Source organism: Streptomyces sp. NBC_01233, from assembly GCF_035989305.1.
In the GTDB taxonomy this organism is placed as follows: Bacteria; Actinomycetota; Actinomycetes; order Streptomycetales; family Streptomycetaceae; genus Streptomyces.
The window spans coordinates 2,384,394-2,409,164 of record NZ_CP108514.1 but is presented as its reverse complement, the minus strand read 5'-3'; the positions used below and the strand labels follow the sequence as shown (position 1 = coordinate 2,409,164).

The 24,771-nt window shown below is 71.7% G+C and carries 27 protein-coding genes; 17 read left to right on the top strand and 10 right to left on the bottom strand.

Features of this window, described 5'->3' with window-relative positions; all coding sequences use genetic code 11:
- Window positions 1-4 precede the first annotated feature (4 nt).
- The 3 genes from OG332_RS11250 to OG332_RS11240 form a co-directional block, all read right to left on the bottom strand.
- Window positions 5-1,138: a hypothetical protein gene (locus OG332_RS11250; protein ID WP_327413320.1), complete on the bottom strand. Its 1,134-nt coding sequence runs from the start codon at window positions 1,136-1,138 to the stop codon at window positions 5-7.
- A 68-nt stretch (window positions 1,139-1,206) separates the two neighbouring features.
- Window positions 1,207-1,989: an ABC transporter permease gene (locus tag OG332_RS11245; protein WP_327413319.1), complete on the bottom strand. Its 783-nt coding sequence runs from the start codon at window positions 1,987-1,989 to the stop codon at window positions 1,207-1,209.
- Window positions 1,986-2,912, bottom strand: a complete 927-nt coding sequence (locus tag OG332_RS11240) for an ABC transporter ATP-binding protein (protein ID WP_327413318.1) — start codon at window positions 2,910-2,912, stop codon at window positions 1,986-1,988. Before OG332_RS11240 ends, OG332_RS11245 begins: the two co-directional genes overlap by 4 nt.
- A gap of 389 nt (window positions 2,913-3,301) precedes the next feature.
- Between OG332_RS11240 and OG332_RS11235 the strand changes: the two genes are divergently transcribed.
- The 10 genes from OG332_RS11235 to OG332_RS47825 all read left to right on the top strand — a co-directional run bounded on the left by OG332_RS11235 (window position 3,302) and on the right by OG332_RS47825 (window position 10,985).
- Window positions 3,302-4,063 carry a helix-turn-helix transcriptional regulator gene (locus tag OG332_RS11235; RefSeq protein WP_327413317.1) on the top strand — a complete coding sequence of 254 codons (762 nt, stop codon included), beginning with the start codon at window positions 3,302-3,304 and terminating at the stop codon, window positions 4,061-4,063.
- Entirely contained in the window at window positions 4,060-5,475 is a 1,416-nt protein-coding gene (gene sufB, locus OG332_RS11230; protein WP_214930288.1) for a Fe-S cluster assembly protein SufB, read from the top strand. Before OG332_RS11235 ends, sufB begins: the two co-directional genes overlap by 4 nt.
- Window positions 5,476-5,535: 60 nt before the next feature.
- On the top strand, window positions 5,536-6,714 hold the full coding sequence (gene sufD, locus OG332_RS11225) for a Fe-S cluster assembly protein SufD (protein WP_327413316.1): 1,179 nt from the start codon (window positions 5,536-5,538) through the stop codon (window positions 6,712-6,714).
- Window positions 6,714-7,031, top strand: coding sequence for a bifunctional 3-phenylpropionate/cinnamic acid dioxygenase ferredoxin subunit (locus OG332_RS11220; RefSeq protein WP_319723179.1), 318 nt, complete (start codon window positions 6,714-6,716; stop codon window positions 7,029-7,031). Before sufD ends, OG332_RS11220 begins: the two co-directional genes overlap by 1 nt.
- A gap of 7 nt (window positions 7,032-7,038) precedes the next feature.
- A complete protein-coding gene (sufC, locus tag OG332_RS11215; protein ID WP_327413315.1) occupies window positions 7,039-7,803 on the top strand; it encodes a Fe-S cluster assembly ATPase SufC in 765 nt (254 codons plus the stop codon).
- Window positions 7,800-9,056 (top strand): cysteine desulfurase, encoded by a 1,257-nt coding sequence (locus OG332_RS11210; RefSeq protein WP_327413314.1) that lies wholly within the window; start codon window positions 7,800-7,802, stop codon window positions 9,054-9,056. Before sufC ends, OG332_RS11210 begins: the two co-directional genes overlap by 4 nt.
- A gap of 36 nt (window positions 9,057-9,092) precedes the next feature.
- Window positions 9,093-9,554, top strand: coding sequence for a Fe-S cluster assembly sulfur transfer protein SufU (gene sufU, locus OG332_RS11205; RefSeq protein WP_319723175.1), 462 nt, complete (start codon window positions 9,093-9,095; stop codon window positions 9,552-9,554).
- The gene (locus OG332_RS11200; RefSeq protein WP_030388904.1) at window positions 9,551-9,895 is read left to right on the top strand and encodes a metal-sulfur cluster assembly factor; all 345 of its coding nucleotides are present in this window, start codon (window positions 9,551-9,553) and stop codon (window positions 9,893-9,895) included. The genes sufU and OG332_RS11200 overlap by 4 nt, the downstream gene beginning before the upstream one ends.
- Before the next feature lie 221 nt (window positions 9,896-10,116).
- On the top strand, window positions 10,117-10,563 hold the full coding sequence (locus tag OG332_RS47830; RefSeq protein WP_442816139.1) for a hypothetical protein: 447 nt from the start codon (window positions 10,117-10,119) through the stop codon (window positions 10,561-10,563).
- Window positions 10,542-10,985, top strand: a complete 444-nt coding sequence (locus tag OG332_RS47825; protein WP_442816138.1) for a hypothetical protein — start codon at window positions 10,542-10,544, stop codon at window positions 10,983-10,985. Before OG332_RS47830 ends, OG332_RS47825 begins: the two co-directional genes overlap by 22 nt.
- Here OG332_RS47825 and OG332_RS11190 read toward each other — a convergent pair.
- Entirely contained in the window at window positions 10,969-11,811 is an 843-nt protein-coding gene (locus OG332_RS11190) for a hypothetical protein (RefSeq protein ID WP_327413313.1), read from the bottom strand. The genes OG332_RS47825 and OG332_RS11190 overlap by 17 nt on opposite strands.
- A 126-nt stretch (window positions 11,812-11,937) precedes the next feature.
- Between OG332_RS11190 and OG332_RS11185 the strand changes: the two genes are divergently transcribed.
- Together OG332_RS11185 and OG332_RS11180 are read left to right on the top strand one after the other, a co-directional pair.
- Window positions 11,938-12,258 carry a DMT family transporter gene (locus tag OG332_RS11185; protein ID WP_319723170.1) on the top strand — a complete coding sequence of 107 codons (321 nt, stop codon included), beginning with the start codon at window positions 11,938-11,940 and terminating at the stop codon, window positions 12,256-12,258.
- Window positions 12,258-12,917 (top strand): TetR/AcrR family transcriptional regulator, encoded by a 660-nt coding sequence (locus OG332_RS11180; RefSeq protein ID WP_327413312.1) that lies wholly within the window; start codon window positions 12,258-12,260, stop codon window positions 12,915-12,917. Before OG332_RS11185 ends, OG332_RS11180 begins: the two co-directional genes overlap by 1 nt.
- Here OG332_RS11180 and OG332_RS11175 read toward each other — a convergent pair.
- Window positions 12,914-13,789, bottom strand: coding sequence for a winged helix-turn-helix transcriptional regulator (locus tag OG332_RS11175; RefSeq protein WP_327413311.1), 876 nt, complete (start codon window positions 13,787-13,789; stop codon window positions 12,914-12,916). The two genes, OG332_RS11180 and OG332_RS11175, sit on opposite strands and share 4 nt — an antisense overlap.
- Window positions 13,790-13,883: 94 nt before the next feature.
- On the opposite strand from OG332_RS11175, the gene OG332_RS11170 reads away from it, so the two are divergent.
- Together OG332_RS11170 and dapD are read left to right on the top strand one after the other, a co-directional pair.
- Window positions 13,884-15,113 (top strand): MFS transporter, encoded by a 1,230-nt coding sequence (locus OG332_RS11170; RefSeq protein WP_327419178.1) that lies wholly within the window; start codon window positions 13,884-13,886, stop codon window positions 15,111-15,113.
- A 9-nt stretch (window positions 15,114-15,122) separates the two neighbouring features.
- Window positions 15,123-16,103 (top strand): 2,3,4,5-tetrahydropyridine-2,6-dicarboxylate N-succinyltransferase, encoded by a 981-nt coding sequence (dapD, locus tag OG332_RS11165; RefSeq protein ID WP_327413310.1) that lies wholly within the window; start codon window positions 15,123-15,125, stop codon window positions 16,101-16,103.
- Between the two features lie 214 nt (window positions 16,104-16,317).
- Here dapD and OG332_RS11160 read toward each other — a convergent pair whose 3' ends face one another.
- A complete protein-coding gene (locus OG332_RS11160; RefSeq protein WP_327413309.1) occupies window positions 16,318-17,001 on the bottom strand; it encodes a TetR/AcrR family transcriptional regulator C-terminal domain-containing protein in 684 nt (227 codons plus the stop codon).
- A 144-nt stretch (window positions 17,002-17,145) separates the two neighbouring features.
- Here OG332_RS11160 and OG332_RS11155 point away from each other — a divergent pair, with 144 nt between their 5' ends.
- Window positions 17,146-17,850, top strand: coding sequence for a DUF4386 domain-containing protein (locus OG332_RS11155; RefSeq protein ID WP_327413308.1), 705 nt, complete (start codon window positions 17,146-17,148; stop codon window positions 17,848-17,850).
- Window positions 17,851-18,013: 163 nt separating this feature from the next.
- On the opposite strand, the gene OG332_RS11150 is transcribed toward OG332_RS11155, so the two are convergent.
- The 3 genes from OG332_RS11150 to OG332_RS11140 form a co-directional block, all read right to left on the bottom strand.
- On the bottom strand, window positions 18,014-18,265 hold the full coding sequence (locus OG332_RS11150; RefSeq protein ID WP_327413307.1) for a hypothetical protein: 252 nt from the start codon (window positions 18,263-18,265) through the stop codon (window positions 18,014-18,016).
- A gap of 143 nt (window positions 18,266-18,408) precedes the next feature.
- Window positions 18,409-18,927, bottom strand: coding sequence for a GNAT family N-acetyltransferase (locus tag OG332_RS11145; RefSeq protein WP_327413306.1), 519 nt, complete (start codon window positions 18,925-18,927; stop codon window positions 18,409-18,411).
- A 70-nt stretch (window positions 18,928-18,997) separates the two neighbouring features.
- The gene (locus OG332_RS11140; protein ID WP_327413305.1) at window positions 18,998-20,839 is read right to left on the bottom strand and encodes an endonuclease/exonuclease/phosphatase family protein; all 1,842 of its coding nucleotides are present in this window, start codon (window positions 20,837-20,839) and stop codon (window positions 18,998-19,000) included.
- 392 nt (window positions 20,840-21,231) lie between these two features.
- On the opposite strand from OG332_RS11140, the gene OG332_RS11135 reads away from it, so the two are divergent.
- Together OG332_RS11135 and OG332_RS11130 are read left to right on the top strand one after the other, a co-directional pair.
- A complete protein-coding gene (locus OG332_RS11135) occupies window positions 21,232-22,764 on the top strand; it encodes a hypothetical protein (RefSeq protein ID WP_327419177.1) in 1,533 nt (510 codons plus the stop codon).
- A gap of 281 nt (window positions 22,765-23,045) precedes the next feature.
- Window positions 23,046-24,485 carry an alkaline phosphatase PhoX gene (locus OG332_RS11130; protein WP_327413304.1) on the top strand — a complete coding sequence of 480 codons (1,440 nt, stop codon included), beginning with the start codon at window positions 23,046-23,048 and terminating at the stop codon, window positions 24,483-24,485.
- Between the two features lie 57 nt (window positions 24,486-24,542).
- Here the strand turns inward: OG332_RS11130 and OG332_RS11125 are convergent, their stop codons facing one another.
- On the bottom strand, window positions 24,543-24,719 hold the full coding sequence (locus tag OG332_RS11125; protein WP_327413303.1) for a hypothetical protein: 177 nt from the start codon (window positions 24,717-24,719) through the stop codon (window positions 24,543-24,545).
- Window positions 24,720-24,771: the final 52 nt, after the last annotated feature.

Sequence of the window (24,771 nt, the reverse complement as noted above, 5' to 3'; positions counted from 1 at the left end):
AGTTTCACGAGGGGGTGCCGACGGGTGCGTCGGGGCCCGCGACCAGCCGGAACCTCGCCCCGGCCGGGTCGCCCTCCTCGTGCCACCACACGCGGATGCGCCAAGGGACGCCGTCGCCCGGGTAGTCCGCCGATCCTGTGAACCCCCGCACCAATTCGCCCGCTACGTCCTCGGCCGTCCGGTTCCTCACCTCTGTGGTGCTGTGCCATGGATGGGCGAGTACGTTCCACAGCCCGTCAGGACCGCGCACCTCGACGCGCCACACCGCGAGCCAGGGCGTGACCTCCAGCATCGTCCGCACCTGTTCGGGGTCGAGGCGCAGCCGGGCCGCGACCTCGGACTCCTCCACCCCCTGGATACGGGCGGCCACCACGGCCTGCGGCAGCAGCCGTTCGGGCATCAGCCCCCGGGCGCGCAGGCCGACCAGGGACTCGAAGGCCAGGAAGCGCAGCCGCAGTTCCAGCTGGCGGCCGATGTGGTCGAGGGCCTCCTCGGCCTCCTCCGACTCCTCGGCGCCGGGATCCGCGAGCAGCAGCTGCCGGAAGTCGGACTCCGCGTCCACGGCCCAGGCCACCGAGTCCTCGGCGAAGCCCAGCTCGGCGAGGCGGTCGCCGAGGAACACCTTGGCCTGGGCGAGGCCCCGCCGGTTGACCGGATCGTGCTGGTCCAGGCCCGCCCACACCTCCACCGCGGTCCGGGTCAGATCACGGGCGCGCTCACCGGCCGCCCGCTCCATGGCGCTCGGACCCTCGCTGGCGGCCGGGCCCAGCGGGTGCTTCGGCAGCCGGGCCGCGTCGCTCAGCGGCCAGGCCAGCCACACCCCGTGGTTGATCAGCCCGCGGGCGTACCAGCGGGCGAACTCGGCGGAGTGCCGGGCCGCGCGCTCGGAGCTGCGCAGCCCCTCCTCGATCGTGGCCAGCGCGCCCGCCCGGTCCCCCGCGGCGAACCGCAGGGCGGCCCGGTCGGCGAGGCGAAGCCCGAGCAGCGCGGTGCACTGCGGGTCGTCCGTGAGGGCGCGCAGGGCGGCGATGAGCTCGTCGAGGAGCCGTTCGCGCTCCTCCGGTCCCGCGTGCGCCGCCCCCGACCGCACCTGTGCCCACTGCTCGTCCAGCCGAAGTACGGCCTCCCGCTGCACCATGTCCGCCCCCCGGCTTCATGTGTGGAGGCGCCCATCCTCGCGGCAATCTCAGCGGGAGGGGAAGGGTTTCATTCCCAGCGGAAGAGCCGCGCGGCGGCGCCCAGACCGAGTACGGCCCAGCCGGCGAGCACGGCGGCGTCGCCCCACGGCAGCGCGGCCCCGTGCTGGAGCACCTCGCGCAGACCGTCGGAGAGGGCCGAGATGGGCAGCAGCCCGAGGACGGACTGCGCCGCCTCCGGGAACTTCTCCAGGGGCACGATCACCCCGCCGCCGACGAGCAGCAGCAGGAAGACCAGGTTGGCGGCGGCCAGGGTCATCTCGGCCTTGAGCGTGCCCGCCATCAGCAGCCCCAGGCCGGAGAAGGCGGCGGTGCCCAGCAGGATCAGCGCGGCGACCGACAGCGGGTTCCCGTGCGGGGACCAGCCCAGGGCGAGGGCGATCACCGTCAGCAGGGCGATCTGCAGCACCTCGGTGACCAGCACCGACAGGGTCTTGGCGGCCATCAGGGCCCAGCGGGGCAGCGGGGAGGCCCCGAGCCGCTTGAGGATCCCGTAGCGGCGGTCGAAGCCGGTGGCGATGGCCTGGCCCGTGAAGGCGGTGGACATCACGGCGAGCGCCAGGATGCCGGGGGCGAGGAAGTCCACGGACTTCCCGGAGCCCCCTTCTCCGACGGGCAGGGTGATGATGTCGACGGCGGAGAAGAGGGTCAGCAGCAGCGCCGGGATGATCACGGTCAGCAGCAGCTGCTCCCCGTTGCGCAACAGCATCCGGGTCTCCAGAGCCGTCTGCGCGAGGATCATGCGGGACACGGGTGCCGCCCCCGGATTGGGGGTGAACGTACCGGCGCTCATGCGCGCAGCTCCTTACCGGTCAGTTCCAGGAACACGTCTTCGAGGGTGTGCCGCTCCACCGTGAGGCTGTCCGGCATCACGCCGTGCTGCGCGCACCAGGAGGCGACGGTGGCCAGCAGCTGCGGGTGGACGTCGCCGGTGACCCGGTAGGTGCCCGGGATCAGCTCGGCGGCCTGGGTGCCGTCGGGCAGCGCCTTCAGCAGCGAGGCGAGGTCGAGGGAGGGGCGGCCGGTGAAGCGCAGGGTGTTCTCGGCGCCGCCCCGGCAGAGCTGCTCGGGGCTGCCGTGGGCGATGACCCGGCCCGCGTCCACGATGGCGACCTCGTCCGAGAGCTGCTCGGCCTCGTCCATGTAGTGGGTGGTGAGGACGACGGTGACCCCGTCGGTGCGCAGCTCGCGTACGAGGTCCCAGGTCGCGCGGCGGGCCTGCGGGTCCAGGCCGGCGGTGGGCTCGTCCAGGAAGACCAGCTCGGGGCGGCCCACGACGGCCATGGCCAGGGCCAGGCGCTGCTGCTGGCCGCCGGAGAGCCGGCGGTACGCGGTGCGGCCGCAGCCGCCGAGTCCGAGGCGTTCCACCAGGGTGTCGACGTCGAGCGGGTCGGCGTACAGCTTGGCCATGTGGCGCAGCATCTCGACCGCGCGGGCTCCGGAGTAGACGCCTCCGGACTGGAGCATCACGCCGATCCGCGGGCGCAGCGCCCCGGCCTGGGAGACCGGGTCGAGGCCGAGGACGCGGACGGTGCCGGCGTCGGGGCGGTGGTAGCCCTCGCAGGTCTCCACCGTGGTCGTCTTGCCCGCGCCGTTGGGGCCGAGGACCGCGGTGACGGAGGCCGTACGGACGGTGAGGTCCAGGCCGTCCACCGCTGTCTTGGTGCCGTACCGCTTCACCAGACCGCGGATCTCCACGGCGGGGTCGTTGCTCATGACGGGTGAGTCTACGGAGCCGGAGGAGGGTCCGCGGGCCCCGGGGGCGAGGGGCCGGGGAACCCCGGTGGGGTGTGTGCGGGCCGCTCGTTCATGACCACGGCGTAGTGAATGAGTGCTCTTTTCGGTCGGGCTGTCCTGGATGGCCCGACCGCTTTCCGTGATCTTCTACGGAACTCGACGTGCACCGCCCCGGGAAACACCATGGGCGGAGGTGTGCTGGTGGGAGCGGTGTATCGGCTGACCCGGGGCGGTCGGAAGAATGGCGGAATACCTCCCTCCAAATAACTCTGCGTCGATAGATAAGGTAACCCTTAGTGATGGAGGCCACCAGGAGTGGCGTCCGTCACGGCTTGTCGGGGCTCGACTAATTACGCAACAATGGCGTTGTGAAATACGGCGAACGGCAGATCGAGACCCCCCAGGGGGAGCTCGCCACCGGGGAGCGGTCAACCCGCAACCGAGTGGCGCGCTCGATCCTGGACCACGGTCCGTCCACCGTCGCCGACCTCGCCCAGCGTCTTGGCCTCACCCAGGCCGCCGTCCGCCGCCACCTCGACACGCTCGTCACCGACGACGTGGTCGAACCCCGTGAGCAGCGTGTGTACGGTGCGCGCACCCGGGGTCGGCCCGCCAAGGTCTTCGCGCTCACCGACTGCGGCCGCGACGCCTTCGACCAGTCCTACGACACGCTCGCCGCGGACGCGCTGCGCTGGATCGCGCAGTCGGTCGGCGGCGGTGAGCAGGGCGAGGCGGCCGTCGCCGCCTTCGCCAAGTCGCGGATGGAGACGCAGGCGCGCGCCTACCGGGAAGCGATGGAGGCGGCTGCTCCCGGGGACCGCGCGGAGGCCCTGGCCAAGGCGTTGACCGCAGACGGGTACGCTGCTACGGCGAAGAGCGCTCCCGGTCCGCACAGCGGTGAACAGCTCTGCCAGCACCACTGCCCGGTCGCCCATGTGGCCGAGCAGTTCCCGCAGCTCTGTGAGGCGGAGACCGAGGTCTTCTCACGCCTGCTCGGGACGCATGTGCAGCGCCTCGCCACGATCGCCCACGGCGACGGGGTGTGCACGACGTTCATTCCGCGAAGCGCGAGCACCACACAGACCGACACATCAGTATCTGCAAGTACGGCCGGGAGGAACCCCGCATGACCACGGAGACTGCTCACCCTGAGCTCGATGGCCTGGGCACCTACGAATACGGCTGGGCCGACTCCGACGCGGCCGGCGCCGCTGCCAAGCGGGGTCTGTCCGAGGATGTCGTCCGCGACATCTCGGCGAAGAAGTCCGAGCCCGAGTGGATGCTGAAGCTCCGCCTCAAGGGCCTCAAGCTGTTCGACAAGAAGCCCATGCCGAACTGGGGTTCCGACCTCTCCGGCATCGACTTCGACAACATCAAGTACTTCGTGCGTTCCACCGAGAAGCAGGCCGCTTCGTGGGAGGACCTGCCGGAGGACATCAAGAACACGTACGACAAGCTCGGCATCCCGGAGGCGGAGAAGCAGCGCCTCGTCGCCGGTGTCGCGGCCCAGTACGAGTCCGAGGTCGTCTACCACCAGATCCGTGAGGACCTGGAGGAGCAGGGCGTCATCTTCCTCGACACGGACACCGCGCTCAAGGAGCACCCGGAGCTCTTCCAGGAGTACTTCGGCACGGTCATCCCGGTCGGCGACAACAAGTTCGCGTCGCTGAACACCGCCGTGTGGTCCGGCGGGTCGTTCATCTACGTCCCCAAGGGCGTCAAGGTCGACATCCCGCTCCAGGCCTACTTCCGCATCAACACGGAGAACATGGGCCAGTTCGAGCGGACGCTGATCATCGTCGACGAGGACGCCTACGTCCACTACGTCGAGGGTTGCACCGCCCCGATCTACTCCTCGGACTCGCTGCACAGCGCCGTGGTCGAGATCATCGTCAAGAAGGGCGGCCGCTGCCGCTACACGACGATCCAGAACTGGTCGAACAACGTCTACAACCTGGTCACCAAGCGCGCCGTGGCGTACGAGGGCGCGACCATGGAGTGGATCGACGGCAACATCGGTTCCAAGGTCACCATGAAGTACCCGGCCGTCTACCTGATGGGCGAGCACGCCAAGGGCGAGACCCTCTCCATCGCCTTCGCGGGCGAGGGCCAGCACCAGGACGCCGGCTCCAAGATGGTCCACATGGCGCCGAACACCTCCTCGAACATCGTCTCCAAGTCGGTGGCCCGAGGCGGCGGCCGCACCTCGTACCGAGGCCTGGTCGAGATCGGCGAGGGTGCCCACGGCTCGAAGTCCAACGTGCTGTGCGACGCGCTCCTCGTCGACACCATCTCCCGCTCGGACACGTACCCGTACGTGGACGTCCGCGAGGACGACGTCTCCATGGGCCACGAGGCCACCGTCTCCAAGGTCTCCGACGACCAGCTCTTCTACCTGATGAGCCGCGGTCTGACGGAGTTCGAGGCGATGGCCATGATCGTGCGCGGCTTCGTCGAGCCCATCGCGCGTGAGTTGCCCATGGAGTACGCCCTGGAGCTGAACCGGCTGATCGAGCTGCAGATGGAGGGTTCGGTCGGTTAGTCCCGGCCGCCCGAGTCCCGCAGACATTCTTTGACGTAGGAAGAGAGCACGAAGACAGCCATGGCTGAGGCTCAGAACATTCCGGCGGGTTCGACCACCGCCGGCGCGATCGCGGTGGCCGCCGAGTCCACCGTCGCCACCCGGATGAGTGCCCCCCCGTCCTTCGACGTGGCGGACTTCCCCGTGCCCCACGGCCGCGAGGAGGAGTGGCGCTTCACTCCGCTGGCCCGCCTGCGTGGTCTCCACGACGGCACCGCGGTCGCCGACGGCGCCATCAAGGCCCAGATCGACGCGCCCGAGGGCGTCACGGTCGAGTCGGTGGAGCGCGGCGACGCGCGCATCGGCAAGGCCGGCACCCCGGTGGACCGGATCGCCGCCCAGGCGTTCTCGTCCTTCGCCAAGGCCACGGTCGTCACCGTGCCCAAGGAGGCCGTCCTGACCGAGCCGGTGCGCCTCACGCTGCACGGCGAGGGCGGCACCACCTTCGGGCACACCGTCTTCGACGTGCAGGCCTTCGCCGAGGCCGTCATCGTCATCGACCACACCGGTGACGCCGTGCGCGCCGCCAACGTCGACTTCCTGGTCGGCGACGGCGCCAAGCTCACGGTCGTCTCCGTGCAGGACTGGGACGACACCGCCGTCCACTGCTCGCAGCACAACACGCTGGTCGGCCGCGACGCGACCTTCAAGTCGATCGTGGTCACCTTCGGCGGCGACGTCGTCCGCATCCACCCGCGCATCAGCTACGCAGGCCCCGGCGGCGAGGCCGAGCTCTTCGGCCTGTACTTCACGGACGCCGGCCAGCACCAGGAGCACCGCCTCCTGGTGCAGCACGACGCGCCGCACTGCAAGTCGAACGTGGTCTACAAGGGCGCGCTCCAGGGCCAGGACGCCCACGCGGTCTGGATCGGCGACGTGCTCATCGAGAAGACCGCCGAGGGCACCGACACCTACGAGATGAACCGCAACCTGGTCCTCACGGACGGTGCGCGGGTCGACTCGGTGCCGAACCTGGAGATCGAGACCGGCGAGATCGTCGGCGCCGGCCACGCCTCGGCGACCGGCCGCTTCGACGACGAGCAGCTCTTCTACCTGCAGGCCCGTGGCATCCCGGCCGACGAGGCCCGCCGCCTGGTCGTCCGCGGCTTCTTCGCCGAGCTCGTCCAGCAGATCGGTGTCCCGGACATCGAGGAGCGCCTGCTCTCCAAGATCGAGACCGAGCTCCAGGGTTCCGTCTGATGAATTACGTCAAGGCCTGCACGCTGAGCGAGCTGGAGGAGAACACCCCGAAGCGGGTGGAACTCGACGGCACGCCGGTGTCCATCGTCTCCACCGACGGGGAGGTGTTCGCGATCAACGACATCTGCTCGCACGCGAACGTCTCGCTCTCGGAGGGCGAGGTCGAGGACTGCATGATCGAGTGCTGGCTGCACGGGTCGGCCTTCGACCTGCGCACCGGCAAGCCCTCCGGTCTGCCCGCGACGCGCCCCGTACCCGTATACCCCGTAAAGATCGAAGGGGACGACGTGCTCGTCTCCCTCACCCAGGAGTCCTGAGGTATCCATGGCAACGCTTGAAATCCACGACCTGCACGTCTCCGTCGAGGCCGAGAACGGCGCCCGCGAGATCCTCAAGGGCGTCGACCTCACCGTCAAGCAGGGTGAGACGCACGCCATCATGGGTCCGAACGGCTCCGGCAAGTCCACCCTGGCGTACTCGCTCGCCGGTCACCCGAAGTACACCGTCACCGGTGGCACCGTGACCCTCGACGGCGAGGACGTCCTGGAGATGTCCGTCGACGAGCGTGCGCGCGCCGGCGTCTTCCTCGCGATGCAGTACCCGGTCGAGGTCCCCGGCGTCTCGGTCTCCAACTTCCTGCGCACCTCGGCCACCGCCATCCGCGGCGAGGCCCCGAAGCTGCGCACCTGGGTGAAGGAGGTCAAGTCCGCGATGGAGCAGCTCTCCATGGACCCGGCCTTCGCCGACCGCAACGTCAACGAGGGCTTCTCCGGCGGTGAGAAGAAGCGCCACGAGATCCTGCAGCTGGAGCTTCTGAAGCCGAAGATCGCGATCCTCGACGAGACCGACTCCGGCCTCGACGTCGACGCGCTGCGCATCGTCTCGGAGGGCGTCAACCGCGTCCGCGAGAGCGGCGAGGTCGGCACCCTGCTGATCACCCACTACACGCGCATCCTGCGCTACATCAAGCCCGACTTCGTGCACGTGTTCGCGAACGGCCGTATCGCCGAGTCCGGTGGCGCCGAGCTCGCCGACCAGCTGGAGGCCGAGGGCTACGACAAGTACGTGAAGGGTGGCGCGACCGCGTGATTCAGCTGCCTGGCCTCCTCGACATCGAGGCGATCCGCAAGGACTTCCCCCTGCTGGATCGTGTGGTCCACGACGGGAAGAAGATCGTTTACCTGGACAACGCGGCGACCTCGCAGAAGCCGCGCCAGGTGCTCGACGCGCTGAACGAGTACTACGAGCAGCACAACGCCAACGTCCACCGTGGCGTGCACGTGCTCGCCGAGGAGGCCACGGCGCTGTACGAGGGTGCTCGCGACAAGGTCGCCACCTTCATCAACGCACCGAGCCGCGACGAGGTGATCTTCACCAAGAACGCCTCGGAGTCGCTCAACCTGGTCGCGAACATGCTCGGCTGGGCGGACGAGCCCTACCGGGTCGACCGCGAGACCGAGATCGCCATCACGGAGATGGAGCACCACTCCAACATCGTGCCGTGGCAGCTGCTCTCGCAGCGCACCGGCGCGAAGCTGAAGTGGTTCGGCCTCACCGACGACGGCCGGCTCGACCTGTCCAACATCGAAGAGGTCATCACGGAGAAGACGAAGATCGTCTCCTTCACGCTGGTCTCCAACATCATGGGCACGGTCAACCCGGTCGAGGCGATCGTCCGGCGCGCCCAGGACGTCGGCGCCCTGGTGCTGATCGACGCTTCCCAGGCCGCTCCGCACATGCCGCTGGACGTGCAGGCGCTCGGCGCCGACTTCGTGGCCTTCACCGGCCACAAGATGTGCGGCCCGACCGGCATCGGCGTCCTCTGGGGCCGCCAGGAGCTCCTGGAGGACCTGCCTCCGTTCCTCGGCGGCGGCGAGATGATCGAGACCGTGTCGATGCACGCCTCGACGTACGCCCCGGCGCCCCACAAGTTCGAGGCCGGTACGCCCCCGATCGCCCAGGCCGTCGGCCTCGGCGCGGCCGTGGACTACCTGTCCGCGATCGGCATGGACAAGATCGCCGCGCACGAGCACGCGATCACCGAGTACGCGATCAAGCGCCTCGCCGAGGTGCCCGACCTGCGGATCATCGGCCCCACCACGGCCGAGGACCGCGGCGCCGCGATCTCCTTCGTCCTCGGCGACATCCACCCGCACGACGTCGGCCAGGTGCTGGACGAGCAGGGCATCGCGGTCCGCGTGGGACACCACTGCGCGCGCCCCGTCTGCCTGCGCTACGGAATTCCGGCGACGACGCGAGCGTCTTTCTATCTGTACTCCTCTCCGGCCGAGGTCGACGCGCTGGTCGACGGGCTGGAGCACGTACGGAACTTCTTCGGGTGACGACGAGTCGACGACGATGAGGCTGACGAGGACGCTGTGAAGCTGGATTCGATGTACCAGGAACTGATCCTGGACCACTACAAGCACCCGCACGGGCGTGGCCTGCGCGACGGCGACGCCGAGGTGCACCACGTCAACCCGACGTGCGGCGACGAGATCACGCTGCGCGTGAAGTACGACGGCGAGACGCTGACCGACGTCTCGTACGAGGGCCAGGGCTGCTCCATCAGCCAGGCCAGCGCGTCCGTACTCAATGAGCTGCTGGTCGGCAAGGAACTGGCCGAGGCGCAGAAGATCCAGGCTGTCTTCCTGGAGATGATGCAGTCCAAGGGCAAGATCGAGCCGGACGAGGCCATGGAGGACGTGCTGGAGGACGCGGTCGCGTTCGTCGGCGTCTCCAAGTACCCGGCTCGCGTGAAGTGTGCTCTGCTGAGTTGGATGGCGTGGAAGGACGCGACCGCCCAGGCTCTGGGCGACGCGGAGAGGAAGACGGCATGACCGAGAACGCGACGCCCGAGGCGTCGATCAAGCCCGCCACCGAGGAAGAGGTCCGCGAGGCCCTCTACGACGTGGTCGACCCCGAGCTGGGCATCGACGTCGTCAATCTGGGCCTGATCTACGGCATCCACATCGACGACGCGAACATCGCCACCCTCGACATGACGCTGACCTCGGCGGCCTGCCCGCTGACGGACGTCATCGAGGACCAGGCGAAGTCGGCGACGGACGGCATCGTGAACGAACTTCGGATCAACTGGGTCTGGATGCCGCCGTGGGGTCCGGACAAGATCACGGACGACGGTCGTGAGCAGCTCCGCGCGCTCGGCTTCAACGTCTGATCACCGCCTGCGGATGAGGGCCCCCGGCACGGTCGTGCCGGGGGCCCTCGCTGTTCTCCGGAGCGTCCCGGATCAGGGTTTCCGGCTGGGTCCCGGCTGGGTTCCCGGATCCGGAAGGCTGTTCTCCGGCTGGACGGATGGCGTGCACCCGGAGTTGTCCGCCGTCACCGAACCTTCTCGACGGCCGTCACGACGTGGCGCCGCATACGAGAGGACCCCCTGTGACCGTTCGTTTCGCCGCCGGGACAGCCGGCGCCGCCGCCCTGCTGATCGTCGGGCTGACCGCGCCCGCACAGGCCGTGACGTACGGGACGCCGACGATCGCCCTGTCCGCGTCCTACCTGTCCGGGGCCGTCGGGGCGACCGGGGACCCGGTCGTGAACGTCACCGTCGGCCAGAGCGGGGCCGACGTCTCCGCCCTGACGGTCAGCGCCTCGGCGTCGAGCAGGGCCTCGGTCGCCGGGACCGGGGACGTCACCGTCACCGGCGCCGGGGCGGTGCGGCAGCTGGCCGTCGCCGCGCGCGGCCGCGGCTACACCAACCTCACCGTCAAGGTGACCGGGCTGGGAACGTGGAGGGGCTGGAGTTCGCGCCCGGCTCCACGACCACCGCCTACCTGGGCTTCCGGGCCCCGCTGGCGCCGGCCGTGCCGGGCGGCAAGGCCCTGATCGTGCCGGTCACCAACTTCGACCAGGTCCTGGCGAGCGGGGCCAAGGCGGTCTTCGGGACGGGCATCGAGCTGGACCTCGGCGGACTCTCGGTCCGGGACCTCCGCAAGAACGCGGCCGGGCAGTACCTGATCCTGGCCGGCTCCTGGGCCGCGGACGACAACTCCGACCCGTACGCGCTCTACCAGTGGGACGGCGTCGCCGGACACGCCCCGGTCAGGCGGGCCGACCTGCCGACCACCGACCCGGGCGGCTGGGAGGCCGTCGTGGACGTCCCGGACCTGACGGCCGCGGGAGCCCGGGTGCAGCTGATCACCGACAGCGGGTCCGCGGACCTCTACGGGGACGGCACCGAGGCCAAGGACCTGACGCACGCCGAATGGAAGAAGGCGCGGGCCGCCTGGTTCACGCTGAACCCGTGACCGGGAGCTCCGCCGTGAGCGACCCGGCGAGGTGCTCACGGCGCAGCCGCCGGTCGGCGTAGAACAGGCCGACGGTCAGCTGGGGGAAGGTCAGCAGCAGGGCCGGCGCGAGCAGGACGCCCAGGGCCCCGAACCAGTGCAGGAGGGCGTACGCGGCCCCCAGCGCGAGCGCGCCCGCCGGAGCCGTGACGCACAGGGTCCGCCACCAGCCGCCGCGCACCAGGCCGGCCGACCGGCGCAGGGCCGCCACGGGGCCGAGTCCCTCGTACCCGGCGGCCGTGGGCGCCAGGGCGAAGAGCACGGCGAGCCACAGGGCGACCGGGGCCAGGGGAAGCAGCGCGAGCGGAGGCAGTCCGGCGGCGAAGGCGGCGGCGCCCGGTCCGGCGGCGGCGAGCAGGGACAGCAGCCGGGTGCCCAGCACCGCCGGGGTCCGGGGCAGGGCCGCGCGGAGCAGCTCGCGCGCCGCCACGCGCCGCCCGAGCACGGCCGGCCGGAGCAGGGCCGCGGCCAGGGCGCCGGCCAGGGCCCAGCTGAACAGCAGGAACAGGGCGACGGCCGGGACGAGGGCGTAGACGAACGCCCGGCTGCCGGCGGTACGGGTCAGGGAGGCGAGGGTGGCCGCCCCGGCGACGGCGGCGACCAGCAGCAGCCCGCCGAGCTGGCCGAGGAGCAGGGCGCCGACCAGCCGGCCGCCGTGGCGGCGCAGGGTGGCGAGGGCGCCGATGAGGATCTCCCGCGGTGCGAGCGGGCGCAGGGGTATCACCCCCGGCCGGGGAGAGCAGGGGGGCAGCCAGCCGCCCCCCTGATGGGTCCAATGCTGCGCCATGCGCGGGCCGCCCCTTCGTCTCCCCAGGAGGCGGACAGGGTAGCGCCGCGGGCCGCAGGAGTCCCGGGTCATGCGGCGGGTCGCTTATGTGTACGGGTGTACGCATCAATGTGTACCCTTGTACACATGCCCTACGCACTGCTTGCCGCGGCCATCGCCGCCGAGGTCGCCGGAACCACCGCCATGAAGTACAGCGACGGTTTCACCAAGCTCTGGCCCTCGCTGGGCACCCTGCTGGGGTACGTCATCGCCTTCACCCTGCTCGCGCAGACGCTGAAGTCGATGTCGGTCGGCACGGCCTACGCCATCTGGGCGGGCGTCGGCACGGCCGCCATCGCCGCCATAGGCATCGTGTTCATGGGGGAGGCGGCCACCGCCGCCAAGATCGCCGGGATCGCCCTGGTGATCGGCGGGGTGGTCCTGCTGAACCTCGGCGGAGCGCACTGATGCCCCCCGGCGTGCGGCGCTACGACCCGGACCGGCGCCAGCGGATCATCGACGCGGCGATCCGCGTGGTGGGCGCCAAGGGCATCGCGGGGCTGAGCCACCGCAGCGCGGCCGCGGAGGCCGACGTACCGCTCGGGTCGACGACGTACCACTTCAAGACCCTCGACGATCTGCTGGTCGCGGCGCTGCGCCAGGCCAACGAGGGCTTCGCGCGGGCGGTGGCGGACTCGCCGGCGCTGGCCGATCCCGACGCGGACCTCGCCCGGGCCCTGGCCCGTCTGCTGGGGGAGTTCCTGGCGGCGGACCGGGGCCGGGTCGAGCTGGAGTACGAGCTCTACCTCGCGGCCCTGCGCCGCCCGGCGCTGCGGCCGGTGGCGGCGCAGTGGTGCGAGGCCGTGTCCGCCGGGCTGGCCTCGCGAACGGACCCGGTGACGGCGCGGGCGCTGGTGGCGGTCATGGACGGCATCGGCCTCCAGGTCCTGCTGACGGACGCCGCGTACGACGAGGCGTACGCCTGCGAGGTCCTGGGGCGGGTGCTGCGTACGACGAGGCCGGATCCTTCAGCCGGTCCGGCGTCTGAGGACCGGGTCAGGGCAGAGCCCGGGGAGCGGAGGAAGGGCGGGGCGGGGAGCGGCTCCGCGCAGCGGCGGCCCGGCTAGCCCGCGGAGCGGACGGCGGCCAGCGCCGCGGCCACGCTCGCCTCGATGTCCTGGATCGGGTAGATCACCTCGCGGACCGTGCGGTCGCGGTCCACGACCAGGGTCAGCCGCTTGATCCGGGTCACGCCCGCCGCCCGGAACGTCGGCAGCCGCAGCGCCGCCGTCAGCGCCAGGTCCGCGTCCGAGAGGAGCGGGAAGCGCAGCCGCTCGTGCTCCGCGAACTCCCGCTGCTCGTCCGGGCGCTGGGCCGACACCCCGTGCACGGTGGCGCCGGCCGCGGTGAACTCCGCGAGCTGGTCGCGGTAGGTGCACGACTCGAACGTGCAGCCCTTGGCCCCCGGGATCCCGGCCCAGCCGGGCGGGTAGGACTCGGCGCGCGCGTACGCGCCCGGGAAGCAGTACAGGACCGTGAACGGGGTGTCCGCCACCGGGTCGCTCAGCCCGCCGAAACGGTCCGGCAGCAGCAGTCCCGGCACCCGCGTGCCGCGCAGCGCGTGCACCCGTTCCGCCTCCCGCGAGGCCTCGTCGGTCGTCGCCGTCATCTCTCCCTCTCCCAGGACCCAGGTGTCTCCCCAGTCCTGGAGGGCCACCAGGACCGGCAGCAGCCCCCGCCCGCGCGGGGTCAGCCGGTACTCGAACCGCACCGGGCGCTCCTGGTACGGCTCGCGCGTCAGCACCCCGGCCTCGACGAGCATCTTCAGCCGCTCCGTCAGCACCTTGCGGGACATCCCCAGCTCGCGCTGGAGCTCGTCGAAGCGGTGCAGGCCGCGCGCGGTGTCGCGCACGATCAGCAGCGTCCACCAGTCGCCCACCACGTCGAGGGCCTGGGCGATGGCGCAGTCCGCGTCGCCGAGGTGTGTGCGCTGGGCCATGGGAACTCCTTTGTCCGTTGACCCAAGGCTGTCATGCTGACATAGTCAGTTCCCAAAAGGAACTAACACGTCGGAAGCGGGGGACACGGGTGTGCTGCAGGGGTTCAAGGACATACCGAAGGTCGTGTGGCTGCTGGCTGCGGGGGTGTTCGTCAACGCCGTCGTCAGCTTCACCTTCGTCTTCGTCTTCCTCTACCTGACCGGCCCGCGCGGACTCGGCGCCGCCCAGGCCGGCCTCGTCACCGGGATCGGCGGCATCGGCCTGGTCGCGGGCAACTTCAGCGGCGGCTGGTACGGGGACCGCTTCGGCCACCGCCGGGTGCTCCTCGCCGCCGCCACCCTCGCCGGGGTCACCCTCGCGGCCCTCCCGCTGCTGCCCACGCCGCTCCTCTTCGCGGCCATGCCGGTGGCCGAGTACGCCTCCGGCGTGATCCGGGCCGCCAACTCCGCGCTGGTCGCCGTCACCGTCCCGGAGGGAGCCCGCCGCCAGGCCTTCGCACTCGTACGCTGCGCGTCCAACGGCGGATTCACCCTCGGGCCGCCGCTGGGCGCCCTGATCGCGACGGGGCTCTCCTACGACTGGCTCTTCGTCGCCGACGGCGTCGGAACCCTCGCCTTCGCCCTCTGGACCGCCCGCGCCGTCCCGGCGCGCGGCGCCCCCCGCAAAGCATCCGCGGTCCCGGACGGGGGTCGGGGCCGCGGACTCGCCGCCGAACTACGGGCCCGGCCCGCCCTCCTGGTGCTGCTCGGCGCGATCCTGGTGACCGACGTCGTCTACCGCCAGCAGTACGCCACCTTCCCCGTCTTCCTCACCGACCACGGCCTGGACCCGCGCGCCTTCGGGCTCGTCATCGCCCTCAACGGCGGGGTGATCCTGCTGCTGGAGCTGCCCGCCGCCGTCGCGCTGCGCGAGCGGCCGGCGCTGCCGGTGATCGCCGCCGGGCTGGTGCTGGTCGGGGCCGGGTACGGGGCGCTGCTGTTCGGGGCGGGGATCGCGAGCGCCGTGGTGATGATGGTCCTGCTGAGCCTCGGGGAGATCCTCTACAAGACCACCGCCACCGCCTACGTCGCCGACGAGGCGCCCGAGCACGCCGTCGGGCGGTTCCAGAGCCTGTACGCGGGGATCTCGGTCAGCGGGGTCGTCATCGGGCCCCCGCTGGGCGGTGCGCTGTACTCCGCTGCGCCCGGTCTGCTGTGGCCACTGTGCGCCGGGCTCGCGGTGGCGGCGGGCGGGGCGGTGCTGTGGGCCTGGGCACGGCAGCGCCGACACGCGCTCAGACCGGCACATGAGACCGGTTCGCAACCTCAGGCCGTCGCCGGTTAGGTTTCGGATATGACTGCTACGCGTACCACCGGCGCCGTCGCCGCCGGACTTGCCACCCTCACCGCCGACGGCACCGTCCTCGACACCTGGTTCCCCGCCCCCGAGCTGGTCGCCGAGCCCGGCCCGGCCGGCACCGAGCGCCTCACCGCCGAGCAGGCCGTGGAGCTCCTCGGTGCCGCCGCGGCCAAGGCGATCCGTACGGACGCGGTCCGCGGGGTCGAGGTCGTAGCCGTCCGTACGGTGATCGCTTCCCTGGAGGACAAGCCGCTGGACGCGCACGACGCGTACCTGCGCCTGCACCTGCTCAGCCACCGCCTGGTCAAGCCGCACGGCCAGAACCTCGACGGCGTCTTCGGGCTGCTCGCCAACGTCGCCTGGACCTCGCTGGGCCCGGTCGCGATCGACCAGGTCGAGACCGTCCGCCTCAACGCGCGCGCCGAGGGCCTGCACCTCCAGGTCACCTCGATCGACAAGTTCCCGCGGATGACCGACTACGTCGCCCCCAAGGGCGTGCGCATCGCCGACGCGGACCGCGTCCGCCTCGGCGCGCACCTCGCCGAGGGCACCACCGTCATGCACGAGGGCTTCGTCAACTTCAACGCCGGCACCCTCGGCACCTCCATGGTCGAGGGCCGCATCTCCGCGGGCGTCGTGGTCGGCGACGGCTCCGACATCGGCGGCGGCGCCTCCACCATGGGCACCCTCTCGGGCGGCGGCAAGCAGGTCATCTCGATCGGCGAGCGCACCCTGATCGGCGCCGAGGCCGGCGTCGGCATCGCGCTGGGCGACGAGTGCGTCGTCGAGGCCGGCCTGTACGTGACCGCGGGCACCCGCGTCACCCTGCCGGACGGCCAGATCGTCAAGGCCCTGGAGCTCTCCGGCGCCAGCAACATCCTCTTCCGCCGCAACTCGGTCACCGGCGCCGTCGAGGCCCGCCCGTACAAGGCGGCCTGGGGCGGCCTGAACGAGGTCCTGCACAGCCACAACTGACGCCCCGCCGCACCGACCCGCGGCCCAGTCACCGATCAACTGGCCGACCGGCGGCTGAGCTGTCGCCAGTCGTCGGAGCGGGTCACCACTGAGCGCCCTCCCACGGCCCCGCCACGGCCCGAGGAGGGCGCTTCCCTTTCCTCCTCTGCTCGACGGGGCGCGTTCTGACCCCGAGCGCTGAACCGCGTTGTCGTTCACCGTCGTTTGAGCCCCGCTAGGCCTTCCGCACGGACGTCCAGCCCTGGCGGCGGAGGCTTTCGAAGCCGTCCAGGAGGAGGTCCAGGGCGAATTCGAACTCGAACTGGTCGTCGCAGCCGCCGCCGACCGTGGAGCCCCCGTCGTGCGCGGCCGTCGCGGCCAGTTCCGCGATGTGCGGGTAGCGCGCCGCCAGCCCGGGGTCGGGCGGGCCGGAGGGGCCCGAGGTGTCGAACAGTTCCTGGCTGAAGCCGAGCAGGCGGCTGCCCATCGCGTGCATGACGTGGTGCGTGAGGTCGGCGGAGAGGCCGCCGTCCCGGAAGCTCCCGGCCATCGAGTCCAGGTACGCCAGCACGGCCGGGGTGGGGCCGGTCCGCGACTCGATGACCCGGGCCGCCCAGGGGTGGCGCAGCAGGACCCGCCGGGCCGAGAGGATCCGCCCGCGGACCATGCGCTGCCAGTCGGGGTCCGCGGCCGGCGGGTCGATCTCGCCGACGACGGCGTCGGCCATGCCGTCGAGCAGCTCCTCCTTGTTGGCCACGTGCTTGTAGAGGGCCATCGGTACGACGTCCAGCTCCTGCGCGAGCCTGCGCATGCTGAGCGCGTCGATGCCGGTGGCGTCGGCGAGCGCGACGGCGGCGCGCAGGACGCGGTCCCTGTTCAGGGGGATCCGTTGCGTGTGCGTGGCTTCCTGCCAGGTCATTCCGGTTCGGCCCCTTTCCTCCTCGACAGCACCCTCTCCTTGACGAGTGTACGTCGTACACCTATAGTCGCTGTCAGGTGTACGGCGTACACCTGCTGCTTGGTGTACGGCGTACACCGCCAATGAGCGAGGGGTGCCGAGAAGATGAGTCCGGACCGGAGAACCGCGGTGGCCGCCGGGTCGCTGTTCCTGCTGACCGAGGTCGCCGCGATGGCCGGGGCGGCTCTGTACCGCCCCCTGCTGGGCGCGGCGGACGGCCGGCTCGCGCAGGGAGCCGACACGCGGGCGCTGCTCGGGGTGCTCTGCGAGGTGGTGCTGGTGGTGGCGGTGGCCGGTACCGGGGCGGCGCTGTTCCCCGTCCTGCGGCGCCACGGCGAGGGGCTCGCGCTCGGGTACGCCTTCGGGCGGCTGCTGGAGGCGGCCGTCATCGCCCTCGGAATCGTCGCCGTCCTGGCGCTCGTCACCCTGCGGCGGGACGCGGGGGCGGCGGACGGCGCCGACGTCGCGCTGGCGGCCGTGCACGACTGGACGTTCCTGCTCGGGCCCAACATCGCCCTCGGCCTGAACGCCGTCCTGCTTGCGTACCTGGCGTACCGCGCACGGCTCGTGCCGCGCTTCATCGCCGTGCTCGGGCTGGTCGGCGGGCCGCTGATCTGCGCCTCGGCCGTCGCCGTGATGTTCGGGGCCTACGCGCAGCTCTCCGTGGCGGGGGCGGCCGCCGCCCTCCCGGTGTTCGCCTGGGAACTGGGGCTGGCCGGGTGGCTGATCGTCAGGGGGTTCGGGCCCGGCTCGGGCGCCGCGTCCCGGGCCGACGGAGAAGTGGCCGTTCCGGCCGGTGTCCGCCGGTGAGGCCGACCCGAGCTTGACGGCGGTGCCGTCCGCTGCGAAGCGACCGTGGTGATCGCAGCCATCCGGCAGCGGACGTTCGTGGCGACCGCGGCCGCGGCTTGCGACTGAGCGCCCTTCCGGTGGACCGGGAGGGCGCTCGGCGTACGTGCGGACGCGTCGGGCGTCAGTGCAGGGGGATCGTCCGGATCAGGCCGGCGAACGCCTGCTGTTCCGCCTCGGTCAGTTCCACCGACTCCATCGGGTGCGAGGCGGAGCTGCGCTGGGCCGGGATCATCGGCAGACCCTCGTGGGCGACGGGCTCCGGGCGGTGGAAGCGCCTGTCCCGCAGCATGTGGCGGAGGCCGACGACCCAGACGATCGCAGCCACGAGCACGGCGAGGCCGATTTCCTGGGCGAGGGGGATGGAGGGGAGCACGCGGATCCTCCAGGGAGGGGGCGGTACAAGCCGGGGCAAGATCGGGCGTGGAGACACTCAACACCACAACCGGTGGATTCGGTAGGGATGTGTCGAGCGTCACGCCAGGGCCGAAAGTCCCCACCTTGCCCGGAAAGGGCCCGTTACGGCTTCAGCTGCAGCTTGAAGCCCTCGTGGCTGCGTGCGAAGCCCAGCCGCTCGTAGAAGCGGTGGGCCGCCGTGCGCCGCTTGCTGCTCGTCAGCTGGACCAGGCCGCAGCCGCGCTCGCGGGCCCGCTCGACGGCCAGGCGCATCAGCTCCGCGCCGAGTCCCGCGCCCCGCCGGTCCGCGCGGACCCGTACGGCCTCCACCACGGCCCGCTCCTGCCCGTTCTGGCCCAGGCCCGGTATGTACGTCAGCTGGAGGCAGCCGAGGACGATCTCGTGCGCCTCGTCCGACGCGTGCGCCCCGTCCGCCCCGTCCGACGCGTGCACCCCGTCCGCCCTGTCCGCTCCGCCCGTGAGGACCAGCATCTCGTTGCGGGGGTCCGCCTCGATGGCGGCGAAGGCCCGCTCGTGCGCCTCGCCGACCACGATCGAGGCCGGGTCGAGGACCTGGTCCTCGTCGGCGAGCAGGGCGAGTACGGCGGGCAGGTCCCGTCGGGTGGCGGTGCGGAAGGTCATGGCCGGATTGTGGCAGGGGGGCCGGCCAGGACGGCGGCCGGACCCCCTGCGGCTCGTGGGAGCGGGGGAGTTACGGGCGGAAGCGCAGCACCTGCGGGTCGTGGTCGCTGTTCTGCGCCGCGAACTCCGCGTTGATGTGCACGCTGTCGTACGTGAACTTCTTGATCGCCGGGCTGGTCAGGATCTGGTCCAGCACCTGCGCGTTGCCCTGGTAGACGTACGAGTAGCGCTCCGCCTTCGGCAGCGACTTGATCGCCGGGTACAGGGCCCCGCCGTCCGCGAGCGCGTCCGTCGTCGCCGAGAACTCGAAGTCGTTGATGTCACCGAGGACCAGGACGTTCGCGTTCTTGTCCGCCGCCAGGATGTCCTTGACGAAGCCGTTCACGGCCTGCGCCTGCAGCAGCCGCTTGGCCTCCGAGGAACGGACCGGCGGCTGGTGGTGCGAGGTCAGGCCCTCGTCGCCACCCTTGGAGCCGAAGTGGTTGGCGATCACGAAGACCGTCTTGCCGCGGAAGACGAACTCGCCCGCGAGGGGCTTGCGGCTGTCCGCCCACGCCGGGTTCGCGGGGTCGACGCGGCCGGGGGAGTGGGTCAGGGCGGCCTTGCCGTTCTCCTTGACCACGCCGGTCGCCGTCACCGCGTCGCCCGGGGCGCGCTCGGTGAAGGAGACCCGCGCCGGGTTGAAGAGGAAGACCTGGCGGATGTTGCCGCCGGGCTCGCCGCCGTCCTTCTTGTCCTCGGGGTTGACGGTCCGCCACTGGTAGGCCGGGCCGCCCGCCGCCGTGATCGCCGCGGTGAACTTCGTCAGCGTCTGCTCGGCGGAGACGGTGCCGTCGTTCTTGGCGCCGTTATCGTCCTGGATCTCCTCCAGGGCGAGGATGTCGGGGGCGGCCAGGTTCTCGACGACCGCCTTCGCCAGCGCGTCGAACTTCTCCTGCGGGTCGGTCGGGTCGAGGTTCTCCACGTTGTACGTGGCCACCGCGAGCTCCTGCGCGACCTGCGGCTTGGTCTTCTCGGGGGCGAGGGTGCCCGCCTTGACGGTGCCGAGGGTACGGGCCACCAGCGTGTAGCCGCCGAACTGGTTGAAGTCCAGCGGGCCTTCGGTGGTGCCGGTCAGCTTGTCGCCGACGTTGGCCACCGGGAAGGGCTGCTGCGCGAGGGGCGCGAGCTGCTGGATCTTCAGGCGGCCGGTGTTCTGGGACTCGTAGGAGCCGTAGACGGTGCCGCCGCGCCTGGCGGTGTTCTCCCAGCCCTTGACCGTGACCCACAGCTCCGAGTGCGGGGTGGTGGCGCCGACCACGCGCGAGGTGCCGATGCGGACGTTCATGCCCTCCAGGGACTCGTAGAAGTCCAGGGCGTAGCGGGAGGGTTCCAGGGCCAGGCCGTTGATGCTGCCGCCGGCGGCCGGGTCGCCGGCCGGGGCGTACTCGGCGGGCACCGTGTACTCGTTGACCGCGGTGGCCTCGGGCAGCGCGTTGCCGGAGGAGACCACGGTCACCGTCGGCTTGGAGATCTGGGTCACCGACTGGTTGCCGGAGGTCAGGCCGCCGGGGACGTACTCGCCGACGGTGCCGGAGGCCTTCACCGCGTCGCCCACGGCGACGGTCGGAACGGAGCTGGTGAAGACGAACACGCCCTCACTGGTGGCGTCGTTGTCGTCGGCGTCCGGGTCCTGGATCCAGAAGCCGCGCGAGCCGTACGTCCGCACGCCCGTCACGATGCCCTCGACGTCGGTGACCTGCTTGCCGTTCAGCGGGGATATCCGGGTGGTGCCCTGGATGTCGTGGATGCGTATCGGATCGGCGGACACGGCGCCTTCGGCCGCGTCGGCGGAGCCCGCGAGCAGGCCGGTGGCCAGTGCGGTGGCGACGAGGGCCGCGACGGCGGCGGAACGGGGATGCGAGGAGCGCATGGGCAGGAACTCCGGTGTGGGAGAGGGAAAGGAGGGGCGCGGCAGCGGGGTCGCAGCGAGATCTGCGGGAGGTGTGCCGCTCCCGATACATCTACGCGCGTCAATTTCCTGTGTGGCCAGCAAAGTTGTCAAGCCCTCCAGGGAATACGACAGCTGACTGTGGGATGAACCAAAGGTGATGGCCCACCGGATGGTCCCGAAATGCGTCTACGCTGGAGCGCCGAACGACGGCCACCGCTGTCATCTGCGCCACACCTGCCCTGCGCCGCCCTGCCTGTCATGTCGGCCATGTCGCCGATGTCCGCGCGCACATGACGGACCAATCGGTCGTCACGGCCCGCCGGCCCGGCTGCGCGCCCGGCCCCCACCGCGTCCGCGAGGAGAACAGCACCATGTCCGCAGAGTCGCACCCCACGCTGCCGCCGGTTCGGCTGCACTCCGGCGCGGAACTGGCCCGCGACGCCCTCGTCGCCCCGCTGTTCGCGCGCGCCGTGCGCCTCGCCCGCTGGGCCGGACCCGAGACGCGCGTCGGCATCGGCGGTGAACTCGTCGCGGACCAGCTGCCGGAGGCCGTCGCGGCGCTCGGCCTCGACGCCGCCGACGCGGACTCCGCGGGGTACGCGAGCCAGGCCTGGCGGGTGGCCGTGGACACCGGCCTGGTCGACGTGACGGAGCCGGAGGAGGAGGCCGGTCAGGACGCCGGTCAGGACACCGGTCCCGGCGCCGGTCAGGGCGGTGAAGAGCGGTTCGGCACGGCTGCGCCCGGCGAGGACCTGGCGCTGGTGACGAGCGGTGCGCCCGGCGATGTGCTCGACCTGTGGCTGGCGGCCCTGGACATGGTGCTCGCCGACGCGGCGGTGCCCGACCTGGACGGCCTCGTCGACGCGCTGGACGCGGGCGGCGAGATCGACTTCGACCGGCTGGACTGGAACCCGGGCCGCGAGGCGGACTTCCTCGACGGGGTCCTCGCCAACCTCTACCTGCTCACCGTCACCGAGGGCGGGGCGGCGGACCGGCCGGTTCCGCTGCCGGTGCTCGCCGCGTCCATGGTCGTCCCCGACGGCATGGGCGAGCCCACCGACGCCGTGCTGGAGCAGGTCTCGGACGCGATGATGCGCCTCGACGACCAGTTCAGGCAGCTGGAGCCGATCGGGCTGGTCGAATTCCGGCCCGTCGACGAGGAGCTGATGGCGGAGGCCGACGACGAGGAGATCCCCGCCGGCGCGTCGCAGGCGGGCGGCCCGGCCGCCGTGGACGACGAGGACGTCTCCCGCTACGGCATGGTCCGCCTCACCCCGCTCGGCCTGTACGGGATCCGGGCCCGCATGCTGGAGGCCGGGGTCGAGGCCCCCGCCGTCGGCGAACTGGCCGACAAGGGCGCCGACGCACTGCTCGACGCGGTCTCCTTCTACCCCGAGAACGCTGCCCAGGCCGAGATCGAACAGTGGCTGGCCGGCCGCGAACTGCCCGCCGCGGTCGCCGAACTGCTGGCCGCCGCCCGCGGGGACGACGAGGGCGGCCCGCTGCGCCGGCTCCGGTGCCAGCAGGCCCTGGCTCCGGCCGGGCCGGAGGCCGAGCCGGCGGTCCGCGCGGTGCTGGACGACGCGGAGCTCGGCGGGCTCGCCCGGGTCTGGCTGGCGGAGCGCGGGGTGGCCGACGTACCGGCACCGGACCCGGAGATGGTGTTCTGGCTGACGGTCGACACGATTGCGGCGCAGCTGGCCGCCGACGGGGAGACGGACGAGCTGCCCCTCCTGATCGAGACGCTGACCGCCCATCACGCGGGGTTCTTCGAGCAGGTGTGGCGGGTGGAGCACCCGGCGACGGCGTACGTCCTGGAGGCGATGGGCCGGCTGCACCCGGACAAGAAGGCGGCGAAGGAGGCCCGCAAGGCCGCGTTCAAGGCACGTTCCCGCCGCCCCTGAGCCGAGCCGGGCGGTGGGGGCGTTGTGGCGGGGGCCGGAGGTGGCCGGTGGGGCCGGTAGGGCTGGTGGGGCCGGTAGGGCCGGGCGGCCCGAGCGTCTCCGGTGTCCCGGCCGGGATGGCGACAATGCGCCGTTCCTGGGGCCGGAGTTGGCCATTCCGGCCACCGGCAAGGGGACTGATCCTCTTCGTGGGTAGTTCAGCCGCCGTTCACGTGCGGGCGAGAGCGTGTGCGCCGACGACCGCACGACAGGCGCACCACCTCCCCACCCCAGGAGCCCCGATGCCGCTCAGCCGTAGAGACTTCACCGCCCGCACCGTCATCGCGGGCGCGGGAGTCGCGCTCACCGGCACGGTCGGCGCCCTCGCCACCGCCCCGGGAGCGCTGGCGGCCGACGACAGCACCCACCGCGACGAGCACGGGCGGCCCTGCGAGCCCGGCTACGGCCCGCTCGTCCCCGACCCGGCCGGCATCCTCGCCCTCCCCGCCGGCTTCAAGTACCGCGTGATCACGCACAGCGGGGTCACCACCCTGGAGTCCGGCGAGAGCACCCCGTCCAACCACGACGGGACCGCCGCCTTCGAGGGCCACCGAGGAGTCACCCTCCTCGTCAACAACCACGAGCTCAAGGGCCCCCGTTCGGGCTGGACCCACCCCGTCCCGCTCGCCGAGGGCCTGGTCTACGACCCGGCCGCGGCCGGCGGCTGCACGGTCGTCGAGGTCCGGCGCGGCGGCGAGGTCGCCGAATGGGTGGGCATCGCCGGTACGTCCACCAACTGCGCGGGCGGCTCCACCCCCTGGGACACCTGGCTGACCTGCGAGGAGAACTCCGACCTCGCCGGCAAGAACGGCATGACCAAGGACCACGGCTACGTCTTCGAGGTCGACCCGCACGACCGGCGCGCCAACCGCGACCCGCGCCCGGTCAAGGCCTTCGGCCGCTACGACCACGAGGCCGTGGTCATCGACCCGCGCCAGGGCCACGCGTACCTGACCGAGGACGCCTCCGGCCCCAACGGGCTGCTCTACCGCTGGACCCCGCCCCGCGGCTTCCAGCACGGGCGCGGCAGGCTCCGTACCCTCGCCGCCGACGCCGGCGTGCTCCAGGCCGCCAAGTGCATCGACAGCTCGGGCCGGTTCGTCGACGACTTCTCGCGCGCCACGAAGATCGGCACCGTCTACGGGGTCGACTGGGTGGACGTCCAGGACCGCGACGCCCGGACCGTGCCGGTGCGCAAGCAGTTCGCGGACGGGGTGGTGACGCGCGGACGCAAGCTGGAGGGCATGTGGTGGGCCGACGCAGGCGCGTACTTCGTCTCCTCCTACGCCCGTGCGGAGAGCCCGGGCGCGGCACACGACGGCCAGGTGTGGTTCTACGACCCGAAGCGGCGCACGGTCCGGCTGACCGTCCTGATCGGTGTCAACGCGGATCCGGCGGTGGACGGCGGCTACGACGGCCCGGACAACATCACCGTGTCGCCGTACGGAGGGCTGGTCATCGCGGAGGACGGCTCGGGGCTGCAGCACCTGTTCGGCGCTACCGACTCGGGCCGCACCTACCCGCTGGCGCGCAACGAGCTGAACATCGGGTCGGCCGAGGAGCCGGAGTACTCCGAATTCACCGGTGTCTGCTTCTCCCCGGACGGGCGCACGCTGTTCGCCAACCTCCAGAGCCCGGGCATCATGCTGGCCGTCACCGGGCCGTGGCGGCGCGGACACTGACGCGGGCGGAGCCCGGCGTGCCCACGGGTGCGGGCGCGGGTGCCTGGGCACCCGCGCTCACCGGCCTGCGGAAACCTCCGCATGCGAGCCGTCGGCCCACTCGGTGAGCAGGAACTCATACGCCTCCGAGGGCCACTCGCCGTCCACCCGGGTCTCGACGAGGAGCCGTATCGCCTCGTTCGCCTCAGCGGCGGACGGGCGGGCGGGTCCCGCGGGCGTGAGTGTCTGGTGCATGGTTTCAAGGCTACGGGCGGGCACTGACAGCAACGTACGGATCACGCGTGGC

Excerpts from the sequence above, each read along its gene's own strand:
- OG332_RS11125 (WP_327413303.1), bottom strand. The coding sequence starts at position 24,719 with ATGCACCAGACACTCACGCCCGCGGGACCCGCCCGCCCGTCCGCCGCT.
- OG332_RS11185 (WP_319723170.1), top strand. The coding sequence starts at position 11,938 with ATGCCCTACGCACTGCTTGCCGCGGCCATCGCCGCCGAGGTCGCCGGA.
- OG332_RS11190 (WP_327413313.1), bottom strand. The coding sequence starts at position 11,811 with ATGGCGCAGCATTGGACCCATCAGGGGGGCGGCTGGCTGCCCCCCTGC.
- dapD (WP_327413310.1), top strand. The coding sequence starts at position 15,123 with ATGACTGCTACGCGTACCACCGGCGCCGTCGCCGCCGGACTTGCCACC.
- OG332_RS11180 (WP_327413312.1), top strand. The coding sequence starts at position 12,258 with ATGCCCCCCGGCGTGCGGCGCTACGACCCGGACCGGCGCCAGCGGATC.
- OG332_RS11220 (WP_319723179.1), top strand. The coding sequence starts at position 6,714 with ATGAATTACGTCAAGGCCTGCACGCTGAGCGAGCTGGAGGAGAACACC.
- OG332_RS11250 (WP_327413320.1), bottom strand. The coding sequence starts at position 1,138 with ATGGTGCAGCGGGAGGCCGTACTTCGGCTGGACGAGCAGTGGGCACAG.
- OG332_RS11155 (WP_327413308.1), top strand. The coding sequence starts at position 17,146 with ATGAGTCCGGACCGGAGAACCGCGGTGGCCGCCGGGTCGCTGTTCCTG.
- sufB (WP_214930288.1), top strand. The coding sequence starts at position 4,060 with ATGACCACGGAGACTGCTCACCCTGAGCTCGATGGCCTGGGCACCTAC.
- OG332_RS11160 (WP_327413309.1), bottom strand. The coding sequence starts at position 17,001 with ATGACCTGGCAGGAAGCCACGCACACGCAACGGATCCCCCTGAACAGG.
- sufC (WP_327413315.1), top strand. The coding sequence starts at position 7,039 with ATGGCAACGCTTGAAATCCACGACCTGCACGTCTCCGTCGAGGCCGAG.
- OG332_RS11145 (WP_327413306.1), bottom strand. The coding sequence starts at position 18,927 with ATGACCTTCCGCACCGCCACCCGACGGGACCTGCCCGCCGTACTCGCC.
- OG332_RS11200 (WP_030388904.1), top strand. The coding sequence starts at position 9,551 with ATGACCGAGAACGCGACGCCCGAGGCGTCGATCAAGCCCGCCACCGAG.
- OG332_RS11135 (WP_327419177.1), top strand. The coding sequence starts at position 21,232 with ATGTCCGCAGAGTCGCACCCCACGCTGCCGCCGGTTCGGCTGCACTCC.
- OG332_RS11240 (WP_327413318.1), bottom strand. The coding sequence starts at position 2,912 with ATGAGCAACGACCCCGCCGTGGAGATCCGCGGTCTGGTGAAGCGGTAC.
- sufD (WP_327413316.1), top strand. The coding sequence starts at position 5,536 with ATGGCTGAGGCTCAGAACATTCCGGCGGGTTCGACCACCGCCGGCGCG.
- OG332_RS11130 (WP_327413304.1), top strand. The coding sequence starts at position 23,046 with ATGCCGCTCAGCCGTAGAGACTTCACCGCCCGCACCGTCATCGCGGGC.
- OG332_RS11245 (WP_327413319.1), bottom strand. The coding sequence starts at position 1,989 with ATGAGCGCCGGTACGTTCACCCCCAATCCGGGGGCGGCACCCGTGTCC.
- OG332_RS11175 (WP_327413311.1), bottom strand. The coding sequence starts at position 13,789 with ATGGCCCAGCGCACACACCTCGGCGACGCGGACTGCGCCATCGCCCAG.
- OG332_RS11140 (WP_327413305.1), bottom strand. The coding sequence starts at position 20,839 with ATGCGCTCCTCGCATCCCCGTTCCGCCGCCGTCGCGGCCCTCGTCGCC.